Source organism: Trichloromonas sp., assembly GCF_041583255.1.
Lineage (GTDB): Bacteria > Desulfobacterota > Desulfuromonadia > Desulfuromonadales > Trichloromonadaceae > Trichloromonas.
Genome location: NZ_JBFHGD010000102.1, coordinates 1 through 11,720, shown reverse-complemented (window position 1 = coordinate 11,720; position 11,720 = coordinate 1). Strand labels below are relative to the sequence as shown.

The following is an 11,720-nucleotide window of genomic DNA, read 5'->3' as shown; positions in this document are numbered from 1 at the left end:
TTACCTATACGGCGTTTCTCGCTGCTGTTGATGAAGGGCGGATTCGCGAAGTAACCGTGCAGGGCTCCAATATCGAGGGCAAATACCAGGACGACACCCAGTTCAAGACCTTTGCCCCTGACGACCCCTCGATGATTGAGCAGCTTCGCGCCAAGGGTGTGGTGATCCAGGCTCGTCCGGCCGAGGACCGCAGTTTCTGGTTTACCCTGATGGTTTCCTGGGGGCCGATCCTGCTGCTGATCGCGGTGTGGGTTTTCTTCATGCGGCAGATGCAGTCGGGTGGCGGCAAGGCGATGAGTTTCGGCAAGAGCAAGGCCAAGCTGCTGACCGACAATCAGGCCCAGGTCACCTTCAAGGATGTGGCCGGGATTGACGAAGCCAAGGATGAGCTTGAGGAGATCGTCTCTTTTCTGAAAGAGCCCAAGAAGTTTTCCCGCCTTGGTGGGAAAATTCCCAAGGGGGTGCTGCTGATGGGCGCGCCCGGTACCGGTAAGACCCTGCTGGCTCGAGCTATTGCCGGTGAGGCCGGGGTGCCGTTTTTCTCCATCTCCGGTTCCGATTTCGTCGAGATGTTTGTCGGGGTCGGTGCCAGCCGGGTTCGTGATCTCTTTGTCCAGGGGAAGAAGAACGCTCCCTGTATCATCTTCATTGATGAGATTGACGCTGTCGGTCGCCATCGCGGCGCCGGTCTGGGCGGCGGTCATGACGAGCGTGAGCAGACCCTGAATCAGCTGCTGGTCGAGATGGACGGTTTCGAGTCGAACGAAGGGGTCATTCTGATTGCCGCAACCAACCGCCCGGACGTTCTCGACCCGGCCCTGCTGCGGCCGGGACGTTTTGACCGCCAGGTGGTCGTGCCTCGGCCCGACGTCAAGGGCCGGCTGAAAATACTCAATGTTCATGCCCGCAAGATCCCACTTGATCCTGATGTGGAAATGGAAGTGGTCGCCAAGGGAACCCCGGGTTTCTCCGGCGCTGATCTGGCCAACCTGATCAACGAGGCGGCCCTGCTGGCGGCACGTGCCAATAAGGACCAGGTCAGCAGGGACGACCTCGATGCGGCCAAGGACAAGGTGATGATGGGTGCCGAGCGCCGATCGATGGTCATCACCGAAGAAGAGAAGAAGGTCACTGCCTATCACGAGGCCGGCCATGCCCTGGTGGCGCTCTACATTCCCGGTGCCGATCCGGTTCACAAGGTTTCCATCATCCCCCGCGGGCGGGCGATGGGCGTGACCATGTATCTGCCTGCGGAAGAGAAGTACAATGAAACCCGCGACGGTCTGCACATCCGCATCTGTACCCTGCTTGGCGGCCGGGTAGCCGAGGAGATCGTCTTCTCTAGCATCACCACCGGGGCCAGCAACGATATCGAACGAGCCACCGCTATTGCCCGTAAAATGGTCTGTGAGTGGGGGATGAGCGAGAAGCTCGGTCCTCTGGCCTATGGTGAAAAGGAGGGCGAAGTCTTCCTCGGTCGCGATATGGGGCACATGAAAAATTACAGCGAGGCGACCGCTCTTGAAATCGACAGCGAGATCACGCGCATCGTCAAGGACAATTACGAGCGCACCCGCGTAATTCTCCAGGAGAACAAGGCGGCCTTGGTGACCGTGGCTGAAGCCTTGCTCGAGCGCGAAAACCTGGACGGTGCAGAAATCCACAAGATGGTTTTCGGGGTGGATGGAGCGGATCCTGTTGCTCGCCAGGGTGAAACGGTGGCGCCGGGTTCGGGCCCCTGCCTGGAGGAGTCGGCCACGCCCGCTGAATAATGCCGTTTCTGCCGCGCCTTCTTCATGTTGATACAGAGGCTGAGGCCCGTCGCGAAATCCTGCTCATCGGCGCCGACCCGGCTGGTGCCGAGCGCATGGCGGCAAAAATGGTCCGCCGGCTGGTCAAACTGTCCCGGGTGCCCTGCCGGGCGGCGAATGTCCTCAAGCAGGAGATGCTTGCCGTCGGCGGAGATGCTGCAGTGGCACGCGGCAGCGTTGCTTGCTCGCTTCCCGAAACCGATGTCATTCTGATCGGAACCCTGAAGCAGTTGCGTCAACTCGCAGGTCGTCTTGGCGACCAGCCCTTCGGGTTGCGGGAGTTGGCCGACGAGTTGCGAGGACTGCTGGCCCGACTTGACCAGGTGCCGGATTGCCTGGTCGGGCGCAGTTGTCGCCTCTCTCTTGACCGGCCCCGGATCATGGGCATCCTGAACGTCACTCCCGATTCCTTTTCCGATGGCGGTCGGTATTCCTCTCTGCAGGCGGCTCTGGAAAAAGGCCGATCACTGGCGCAGGAGGGGGCCGATATTATCGATGTCGGCGGCGAAAGCACCCGTCCCGGAGCCCAGCAGGTTTCGGCCCAGGAAGAAATCGATCGGGTGGTGCCGGTGATTGAGGCGCTGAGTCGGGAGGTTTCCTGCCCGCTGTCTGTTGATACAACCAAGAGCGTGGTAGCTGCTGCGGCCGTGGCTGCAGGCGCCGACTTTATCAATGATATCAGTGGTCTGATGTTTGATCCCGCGATGGCTGCGGTGGCCGCCGATAACGGATCCGGGCTGTTTCTGATGCACACCCGCGGGCGACCCGAGACCATGCAGAGCGTTACCCGCTACCAGGATCTTGTTGCCGAAGTCATCGATTACCTGGGGAAGGGTATCGCCATGGCCCTGCAGGCCGGGGTTAGTCGGGACCGGCTGGCGATCGATCCGGGGATCGGCTTCGGCAAAAGTGTCGAGGGCAACCTTGAAATCCTGCGGCGCATCGGCGAATTCCGCTCACTTGGCTGTCCCATTCTGCTTGGGACCTCCCGCAAGAGTTTTATCGGCAAGGTACTCGGCGAGCATGATCCCGCCAGGCGCCTTTACGGCACTTTGGCTACGGTGGCTCTTGGGGTGGCGCAGGGCGTGATGATTCACCGGGTGCATGATGTAGCCCCGGCCAGAGAAACGGCGATGCTGGCCTGGGCCATCCGTGCCGCTGGCAGCGAATAGTAAACTGAATTCAATTGAGCGGTGTGTGATGGGCGGGTTGTTCGAAGAGCTGAAAAACTTCAGGTGGATGCTTGACCTGCTCGATATCGGCCTGGTCGCTTTTGTGATTTACCGCATCATGCTCCTTATCAAGGGGACCCGCGCCGTCCAGATGCTTCTCGGCCTGGCGGTCATTCTCGGGGTCTACGTCTCCTCCCAGGTCAGTGGATTGTACACCCTGCACTGGATTCTCGACAACTTCCTCTCTTCGATCATCCTGGTCATCGTCGTCCTGTTCCAGAATGATATCCGTCGCGCCCTGATTCATGTCGGACGCAATCCCTTTTTTGCCGATCTCTCCTACAAGGAAGAGACCGAGATCATGGACGAACTGGTCAAGGCTTGCGTCAATATGGCCAGCAAGCGCATCGGTGCCCTGATCGTTATCGAGCGCGAAACCGGATTGAAGGATTTTCTCGAAGTCGGTATCGAAATCGATGCCAAGGTCTCCAGCGACCTGATCACCTCGATCTTTCTCCCCTATTCCCCTATTCATGACGGTGCTCTGGTGCTGCAGCAGGGGCGTCTCAAGCGGGCCGGCTGTTTTCTCCCTTTATCGCAGAACCCCGATATCAGCAAGACCCTGGGAACCCGTCATCGCGCCGCCATCGGCCTGACTGAACTGGTCGATGCGGTGGCCATCGTCGTTTCGGAAGAAACCGGCAAGATTTCCGTGGTCGTCGGCGGCAGAATCACCCGCGATCTCGATTCCACCTCGCTCAAGCGTGTGCTGACCCGGTTGTTCGAACCCCGTGCCGGCAAAGCCAGGAAGAAACGGTAGCCCATGTTCAAGCGGTTAACGGAGAACCTGTTTTTGAAACTGTTGTCCCTGGCCTTTGCCTTGATCCTGTGGTTTTTCGTCATGGGAGAGCAGAAGCAGGAGATCTCCTATGCGGTTCCCCTTATTCTCAAGAACGTACCGGCAGGGCAGATGGTAGCCAACGAAGTGCCGAGTCAGGTCGATGTACGTATCAGCGGTCCGAGGACCCTGCTGATGAATCTGCAGCCCAAGGACATCAGTATTGCCGTCGACCTCAAGGGGCTGGAGCCGGGGCTCAGTTCCTTCAAGCGGCTCGAAGAGCGATTCAATTTGCCGAGCGCCCTTAAGGTGACCCGTCTTTCGCCATCATTCGTCGATGTCAAACTGGAGCGGATCAAGACGAAGAAGGTTCCGGTCAAGACGGTCATCTCCGGGATTCCGGCCGAAGGGTTCAAGTTCGAGACGATCCGCTTCAAGCCGACCGAGGTGGCCATCGAGGGGGCGGAAAGTGAGCTCAAGGATGTCAGCCAGGTTGAAACCGACCCAATTGACATCGAAGGGGTGCAGGACAATTTTACCTTGATCGTACCGATCAACTACCGAGGCAAGTACACGACCTTGAAAGAAGATAAAACCGTTGAAGTGCAGGTGGCCATTTCCAGGTTGCCGGAGCCGGAACTGCCTGCCGAAGCCAAAGAAACCAGCGTACCGAAATCAGGAGCAGCTCGATGACCAAGAAGCTTTTCGGCACCGACGGGGTGCGCGGGGTGGCCAACATTCACCCCATGACCACCGAGATCGCCATGCAGTTGGGCCGTGCCGCTGCCTATATATGCAAGGACAAGGACGATAAACGCCGGCACCGGATCGTCATTGGCAAGGATACCCGGCTCTCCGGCTACATGATTGAAAATGCCCTGGCGGCCGGCATTTGTTCCATGGGGATTGACGTGCTGCTGGTCGGGCCGCTGCCGACTCCCGGTATCGCCTTTATTACCGCCTCGATGCGGGCTGACGCCGGGGTGGTGATTTCGGCTTCCCACAACCCCTATCAGGACAACGGCATCAAGTTTTTCTCCCGTACCGGTTTCAAACTCCCCGACGAGACTGAACTGAAAATCGAAGACCTGATTTTCTCCAAAAAGATCGACTCCCTGCGACCGATTGCCTCGGAGGTCGGCAAGGCGTTTCGTATTGACGATGCCCGCGGGCGCTATGTGGTTTTTTTGAAGAATTCCTTCCCGAAAGAGCTGGATCTCAAGGGGCTGCGGATCGTTCTTGACTGTGCCAACGGCGCCGCTTACAAGGTGGCTCCGGCGGTTCTCGAAGAGCTTGGCGCCGAGGTCATCTCGCTGGGAGTTTCGCCCAACGGGACCAACATCAATGCCGGTTGTGGTTCCCTGCATCCGCAGGTGCTTGCCGATGCGGTAATCGAGAACCGGGCCCACCTCGGCATCGCCCTCGACGGCGACGCCGACCGGGTGATTTTCGTCGACGAGTTCGGTCACGAGGTCGATGGCGACCAGATCATGGCGATCTGCGCCACCGACATGCTGGCCAAGAACCAGCTGAACAAGAAAACCCTGGTGGCGACGGTGATGAGCAACATGGGGCTCGACATCGCCATCAAGAAGGCCGGCGGCAAGGTGGTCAAGACCGCCGTCGGCGACCGCTACGTCGTCGAGGAAATGGTCAAGCACGGCTACAACCTTGGCGGCGAGCAGTCCGGGCACATGATCTTCCTCGATCACAACACCACCGGCGACGGCATGGTGTCGGCGCTGCAGGTGCTGGCCATCATGATGCGCACCGGCAAGGCCCTTTCCGAGCTGGCCGAGGTGATGATCGCCCTGCCGCAGGTGCTGCTCAATGTTCGGGTCAAGGAGCGCAAGGAAATCAGTACGGTGGCGCCGGTGCAGAAGCTGATTGATGCCGTAGAGGACAAACTCGGGGGCAACGGCCGCGTGCTGATCCGCTATTCGGGAACCGAGCCGCTGTTGCGGATCATGCTCGAGGGGCAGGACAAGTACCAGATCACCGAGATGGCGCACGAGATTGGCGATGCGATCGAGACGCATCTCGGCGGCAAGAAGGAGGCGAAGTAGTCGTGGCGAAGCTTGGAGTTAATGTCGATCATGTCGCCACTGTCCGTCAGGCCCGCGGCATCAACGAGCCCGACCCGGTGACGGCGGCGGCGATTGCCGAACTGGCCGGCGCCGACAGCATTACCGTGCACCTGCGCGAAGACCGGCGCCACATCCAGGACCGCGACGTGGAGGTGCTGCGTAAAACCGTCAAAACCAAGCTCAACCTGGAAATGGCGGCGACCGATGAAATGGTCGGCATCGCACTGAAAATTCTCCCCGATTACGTGACCCTGGTGCCGGAAAAACGCGAAGAGCTGACGACCGAAGGGGGGCTCGACGTGCTGCGTAACCGGGCGCCACTGAAAAAAACTGTCGAACTGCTGCAGCAGGGGGGGATCGTGGTCAGCCTGTTCGTCGATCCGGATATCGAGCAGATCAAGGAGTCCCACCGCGTCGGCGCCGACACCATCGAGATTCATACCGGCACCTATTGCGAAGCCCGAAGGGCCGATGAGCGCAAGCTGGAGCTGGCCAAGATCCATAACGCCATCCGGGCCGGGCGCAAGCTCGGTCTCGGCGTCAATGCCGGCCACGGGCTCAATTACCAGAATGTCCAGGATGTTGTCGCCTTGGGCGGCATCGATGAATTCAACATCGGCCACAGTATCGTCTCCCGGGCGCTGCTGGTCGGCTTCGAGCGGGCGGTTCGCGAGATGGCCGCCCTGATCCGCAAAGAGGGCTGAAATGTCCAGTACTGCCGGCGTCGGCGTCGACCTGAGCCAGATATCGCGGTTCCGCCGGTTTCTTGACCAGGGAAACGCCGGAGTGATCGACCGGGTCTTCACCGCCGGGGAAAAGGCCTACTGCCTTCCCAAGCGCGACCCCGCACCGCATCTTGCCGCCCGTTTCGCCACCAAGGAGGCCTTCCTCAAGGCCCTGGGGCTCGGGCTGCGCGAGGGGATTTCCTGGCAGGACATGGACGTGGTCCGGGACGAGCTCGGCAAGCCGTCGCTGGTTCTTTCCGGCCGCGCCGCCGCCATCTGCCGCGAGCGCGAAATTTCCGCCATCCACCTCTCCTACAGCCATGATGGCGATTACGCGACCGCCACGGTAATTCTGGAGAAAGCATGAAGCTGCTGACCGCCGCACAGATGCGCGAACTCGACCGCAAGACCATCGAGGAAATCGGCATACCCGGTGTGGTGCTGATGGAAAACGCCGGGCGCGCTGCCGCTGAGCTGCTGCATCGTCACTACGCGAAGCTCTTTCCGGGGCCGATCTTGATCCTGTCCGGCAAGGGGAACAACGGTGGCGACGGTTACGTCATGGCCCGCCACCTGATGAACCGGGGCTGGCAGGTGCGCACCCTGGTGCTGGCGGCCGCCGAGGCCATCGGCGGGGATGCCGCGGTCAACCTGAGCGTTTTGCAGCGGATGCAGGGGCAGGTCAGCTTCGTCCCGAATGAGGTGCAGCTCGCTGCGGCCCTGACCGCCGAAACCGGTGCCCGCCTGCTGGTGGACGCCCTGTTCGGAACCGGTCTGTCTTCCGCGGTGCGGGGCCATTACGCCCGGGCCATCGACTGGATCAACGCCTCCGGGGTGCCGGTGCTGGCTGTTGACATTCCATCGGGGGTTGACGCCACCAGCGGGCTTCTGCTCGGCAAGGCGGTCCGTGCCGATATGACCATTGCCTTTGCCTGTCCCAAGCTCGGCCAGGTGGTTTATCCCGGGGCCGAGCTCTGCGGAATTTTAACAACGGCCGATATCGGCATCCCTGCGGCCCTGCTGGCGGCCGCCGGCGATGACGCGGTTCTGGTCGATGGCGCCGCCGCCGTTTCGCTCCTGCCGGCTCGGCCGGCGACGGGGCACAAGGGAACTTTCGGCCACCTGCTGGTCGTGGCCGGTTCGGCCGGCAAGACCGGCGCCGCGGCGTTGACCGCCGAGGGCGGGATGCGCATCGGCTGCGGCCTGGTGACCCTGGGCTGCCCTGCTTCGACTCAGGAGATTCTGGCCGTCAAGCTGACCGAGGTGATGACCACGGCGCTGGCCGAAGTCGATGGCGTCCTCAGTCTGCAGGCCTTCGATCAGCTCCGTCTGCTGTGGGCCGACAAAAACGCGCTGGCCATCGGCCCCGGCATCGGCCTGGCGGAGGAAACCTGCGCTTTGGTCCGGCGCCTTGTCCGCGAATGTCCGCTGCCGCTGGTGATCGACGCCGACGGCCTGAACGCCCTGGGGTGCCGGCCTGAATTTCTGCGCCAGTGTTCCCCGTTGCAGGCGGTTTTTACCCCTCATCCGGGGGAGATGGCGCGCCTGACCGGAACCTCGGTGGCTGAGGTCGAGGCGGACCGGATCGGTGTGGCCCGCCGCTTTGCCGCCGACTACGGCGTGACCCTGGTGCTCAAGGGGGCGAGAACGGTGATCGCCTGTCCTGACGGTCGGGTACGGATCAACGCCAGCGGCAACCCCGGCATGGCCAGCGGCGGCATGGGTGATGCCCTGACCGGCATGATCGGCGGCCTTCTGGCCCAGGGTCTTTCCCCCTTTGATGCGGCGGTTGTCGGCGTTTATCTGCACGGCCTGGCCGCCGACCGGCTGGCCGAGCACTGCGGTTCCGCCGGCATGATGGCTTCCGATTTGCTGCGGGAGGTTCCCGCGGCCCGCTACGCCCTGCTTTTACAAGGAGAGAATGATGCTTACAGCTAAAGATATCATGACGACCAGCGTTCACAGCGTCAGTGCCGATACCGAGGTGGATGAACTGGCCCGCCTCTTTTCCGAGACCAATGTCAACGCCATGCCGGTAGTGGACAGCGAGGGGCGTCTCGAAGGGGTGGTTACCGAAACCGACCTGGTCGAGCAGGACAAGCCGCTGCACATCCCCACCGTCGTATCGATTTTTGACTGGGTTTTCTACCTCGAAAGTGAGAAGAACTTTCGTGACGAGGTCAAAAGAATCACTGCCCGCAAGGTCGGCGACATCTGCAGCCGCGAGGTGGCTACCTGCAGTCCGGACACCCCGGTCAACGAAATTGCCGGACTGATGGTCGACCGGGCTACGCACCTGGTGCCGGTGGTTGAGAACGGCAAGGTGGTCGGCGTGGTGGCGCGGCTCGATATCATCCGTTCGATGAGGCAGTAGCTCTTGCATCACTGGATCGTTGAAACCCGTTCACCCGAGCAGACCAGGGCCCTGGGAGAGGTGTTGGGCCGTCTGCTGGGGCCGTCGACGGTGGTATTGCTGTCGGGTGACCTGGGGGCCGGGAAGACCTGCTTCACCCAGGGGCTCGGGCGGGGGTTGGAGGTTCCTGAGGGGGAGCCGGTGGTCAGCCCGTCCTACACCCTGATGAACCAGTACCGGGGACGAATCGACCTCTATCATTTCGATCTCTATCGCCTGGTTCACCCCGAAGACCTGCTCGATCTCGGCTTTGACGAATACCTCTGCGGCGACGGCGTGACGGTGGTGGAATGGGGGGATCGTTTCCCGGGACTTGGCCTGGAAGGGGTTCGCGTGCACCTGGAGCATGGCGAAGGTGAACTCCGCCGGATCAGCATCAGCGCAGAAGGGGAGTCGAGCCAGCCGCTGGTCGAGGCATTCAGGCGCCAGTGGGCTGCCGAGGGAGAACCGCATGATCGAGTATGACCTTGCTGTCATCGGTGCTGGCCCGGGGGGCTATGTTGCCGCCATCCGCGGGGCCCAGAAGGGGGCGAAGGTCTGTGTCATCGAAGCGGGCGAGGTCGGCGGTACCTGCCTGAACCGCGGCTGCATCCCGACCAAAGCTCTCTACAGCACCGCCCGGCTGTTGCAGAAAATTCGCGGCGCCGGTGAACACGGCATCCAGTTCGGCGAGCCGTCATTCGATTTCGCCACGGCAGCTCAGCGCAAGGATGAGATAGTTGGCAAACTGGTCGGCGGCGTAGGCCAGCTTCTCAAGGGGGCCGGCGTCGATGTCTTTACCGGGCGGGGGATTATCGAAGGCCCGGGGCGGGTGCAGATCCGCCACCAGGGAGTAGTCGGGCATCTGCGGGCGAAAAATATTCTGCTCGCTACCGGCTCGATTCCCGTCACCCCGAAAACCCTCCCGGTTGACGGGAAAAATGTTTTGACCAGCGATGAAATTCTTGCTATTAAAGAGCTTCCGAAGAGCCTGCTAATTATCGGCGGCGGCTACATAGGATGCGAATTCGCCGGTATTTTTTCCACCTTCGGCGTCGAGGTCACCATCGTCGAACAGCTCCCCGTTCTGCTTGGACGCAGCGACCGCCAGGCGGTGCGTGAGGTGGAAAAAAGCTTCAAGGCCGCCGGTGTCAAGATCCACCTCGATACGGCGGTCGAGGCCATCGAGGCGACTGCCGCAGGGTGCAGGGTGCAGCTTTCCGACGGCGAGACTGTTGTTGCCGAAAAAGTTCTGGTTTCCGTCGGCCGCAGGCCCAACAGCGCGGGGCTCGAGCTTGAGGAGGCTGGTGTCCAGCTGGAAAACGGCGCCGTAGTGGTCGATGAGCGGATGCGCACGACCGCTGACGGCGTGTTTGCCATTGGCGATGTGACCGGCGGTATCCAGTTGGCCCATGTGGCCTCGTACCAGGCCGAAATCGCGGTGGAGAATGCCCTGGGCGGCGACGCCCGGGCTGATTACCGGGTGGTTCCCAGCATCATTTTCACGGTGCCTGAGATCGCCCAGGTTGGCCTGACCGAAGAACAGTGCCGCACCCGGGGGCAGGAGTATGTGGCCGGTCGCTTCGCCTACCTGGCATCGGGCAAGGCTCTGTGCGATGGCGAACCGCGCGGGACGGTCAAGATCCTCGCCGACAAGGGGGATGCGCGTATCCTGGGGGTCACCATCGTTGGCGAAGAAGCCTCATCCCTGGTGGCCGAAGTGGCCCTGGCCATGCAACAGAACTTGACAGCCCATGAGCTGGCGGCGGTCATTCATGCCCATCCCAGCCTGCCGGAAATAATCAAAGAGGCGGCCGAAGATGTTTCCGGTTCTGCGGTTCACAAGGTGAGCCGTTCGGCCGCCCGGCGGAAATCATCCGCCCGTTAGTGTTTTAAGACCCCAAGTCGTTCATCACAAAGGAGGAAGAGGGAATTATGGCCCTGGTTGTGCAGAAGTACGGCGGGACTTCCGTAGGCACCATTGACAGGATCCGCAATGTTGCCCGTCGCGTGGCCAAGACTTACGACGATGGCAATGATGTGGTGGTCATCGTTTCGGCGATGTCGGGCGAAACCAATAAACTGGTGGCCCTGGCCAACGAAGTGTGCGAGTTTCCCAGCGAACGCGAGTACGACGTTCTGGTCGCCACCGGCGAGCAGGTCAGCATGTCGCTCCTTTCCATGTGTCTGCAGTCGATGGGATACAAGGCCAAGAGCTACTGCGGCTTCCAGATTCCGATCGTAACCGACAGCTCCTTCTCCAAGGCGCGAATCGAAAAGATCGACGACAAGAAGATTCGCGAAGACCTCAAGGGCGGCACGATTCTTATTGTCGCCGGCTTCCAGGGGGTAGACAGCGAGGGGAATATCACCACGCTCGGCCGCGGTGGTTCGGATACCTCGGCCGTCGCCGTTGCCGCTGCTCTCAAGGCCGACGTCTGTGAGATTTTCACCGACGTTGATGGTGTCTACACCACCGACCCGCGGATTGTCCCCGAAGCTTCCAAGATGGAGAAGGTTTCCTACGACGAGATGCTCGAGATGGCTTCGCTGGGCTCCAAGGTGCTGCAGATTCGCAGCGTTGAATTCGCCAAAAAATACGGCGTGGTGATCCACGTCCGTTCCAGCTTTAACGACAATCCAGGAACCCTGGTAACGAAGGAGGATGCTGATATGGAGGCCGTTCTGGTTTCGG

12 protein-coding genes are annotated in these 11,720 nt (G+C 61.0%); all 12 read left to right on the top strand.

Annotation, left to right across the window (positions count from 1 at the left end):
* On the top strand, window positions 1-1,772 hold a 1,772-nt coding region (gene ftsH / locus ABYV89_RS09650; RefSeq protein WP_432822744.1), incomplete at its 5' end, for an ATP-dependent zinc metalloprotease FtsH.
* Entirely contained in the window at window positions 1,772-2,983 is a 1,212-nt protein-coding gene (folP, locus tag ABYV89_RS09645; RefSeq protein WP_432822743.1) for a dihydropteroate synthase, read from the top strand. The genes ftsH and folP, both read left to right, overlap by 1 nt.
* A gap of 28 nt (window positions 2,984-3,011) precedes the next feature.
* A complete protein-coding gene (gene cdaA, locus ABYV89_RS09640; RefSeq protein ID WP_432822742.1) occupies window positions 3,012-3,803 on the top strand; it encodes a diadenylate cyclase CdaA in 792 nt (263 codons plus the stop codon).
* Between the two features lie 33 nt (window positions 3,804-3,836).
* Entirely contained in the window at window positions 3,837-4,514 is a 678-nt protein-coding gene (locus ABYV89_RS09635) for a CdaR family protein (RefSeq protein WP_432822741.1), read from the top strand.
* On the top strand, window positions 4,511-5,887 hold the full coding sequence (glmM, locus tag ABYV89_RS09630) for a phosphoglucosamine mutase (RefSeq protein ID WP_432822740.1): 1,377 nt from the start codon (window positions 4,511-4,513) through the stop codon (window positions 5,885-5,887). Before ABYV89_RS09635 ends, glmM begins: the two co-directional genes overlap by 4 nt.
* A gap of 2 nt (window positions 5,888-5,889) precedes the next feature.
* A complete protein-coding gene (locus tag ABYV89_RS09625; protein ID WP_432822739.1) occupies window positions 5,890-6,612 on the top strand; it encodes a pyridoxine 5'-phosphate synthase in 723 nt (240 codons plus the stop codon).
* Between the two features lies 1 nt (window position 6,613).
* Complete coding sequence (gene acpS, locus ABYV89_RS09620) at window positions 6,614-7,000, top strand: holo-ACP synthase (RefSeq protein ID WP_432822738.1); 387 nt, start codon at window positions 6,614-6,616, stop codon at window positions 6,998-7,000.
* On the top strand, window positions 6,997-8,571 hold the full coding sequence (locus tag ABYV89_RS09615; RefSeq protein WP_432822737.1) for an NAD(P)H-hydrate dehydratase: 1,575 nt from the start codon (window positions 6,997-6,999) through the stop codon (window positions 8,569-8,571). Before acpS ends, ABYV89_RS09615 begins: the two co-directional genes overlap by 4 nt.
* Entirely contained in the window at window positions 8,558-9,007 is a 450-nt protein-coding gene (locus tag ABYV89_RS09610; RefSeq protein ID WP_432822736.1) for a CBS domain-containing protein, read from the top strand. The genes ABYV89_RS09615 and ABYV89_RS09610 overlap by 14 nt, the downstream gene beginning before the upstream one ends.
* Window positions 9,008-9,010: 3 nt before the next feature.
* The gene (gene tsaE, locus ABYV89_RS09605; protein ID WP_432822735.1) at window positions 9,011-9,511 is read left to right on the top strand and encodes a tRNA (adenosine(37)-N6)-threonylcarbamoyltransferase complex ATPase subunit type 1 TsaE; all 501 of its coding nucleotides are present in this window, start codon (window positions 9,011-9,013) and stop codon (window positions 9,509-9,511) included.
* Entirely contained in the window at window positions 9,498-10,913 is a 1,416-nt protein-coding gene (lpdA, locus tag ABYV89_RS09600) for a dihydrolipoyl dehydrogenase (RefSeq protein ID WP_432822734.1), read from the top strand. The genes tsaE and lpdA overlap by 14 nt, the downstream gene beginning before the upstream one ends.
* Window positions 10,914-10,960: 47 nt before the next feature.
* The coding region (locus tag ABYV89_RS09595) for an aspartate kinase (RefSeq protein WP_432822733.1) at window positions 10,961-11,720 on the top strand (760 nt) is incomplete at its 3' end.

Excerpts from the sequence above, each read along its gene's own strand:
- ABYV89_RS09615 (WP_432822737.1), top strand. The coding sequence starts at position 6,997 with ATGAAGCTGCTGACCGCCGCACAGATGCGCGAACTCGACCGCAAGACC.
- acpS (WP_432822738.1), top strand. The coding sequence starts at position 6,614 with ATGTCCAGTACTGCCGGCGTCGGCGTCGACCTGAGCCAGATATCGCGG.
- glmM (WP_432822740.1), top strand. The coding sequence starts at position 4,511 with ATGACCAAGAAGCTTTTCGGCACCGACGGGGTGCGCGGGGTGGCCAAC.
- lpdA (WP_432822734.1), top strand. The coding sequence starts at position 9,498 with ATGATCGAGTATGACCTTGCTGTCATCGGTGCTGGCCCGGGGGGCTAT.
- ABYV89_RS09610 (WP_432822736.1), top strand. The coding sequence starts at position 8,558 with ATGCTTACAGCTAAAGATATCATGACGACCAGCGTTCACAGCGTCAGT.
- folP (WP_432822743.1), top strand. The coding sequence starts at position 1,772 with ATGCCGTTTCTGCCGCGCCTTCTTCATGTTGATACAGAGGCTGAGGCC.
- cdaA (WP_432822742.1), top strand. The coding sequence starts at position 3,012 with ATGGGCGGGTTGTTCGAAGAGCTGAAAAACTTCAGGTGGATGCTTGAC.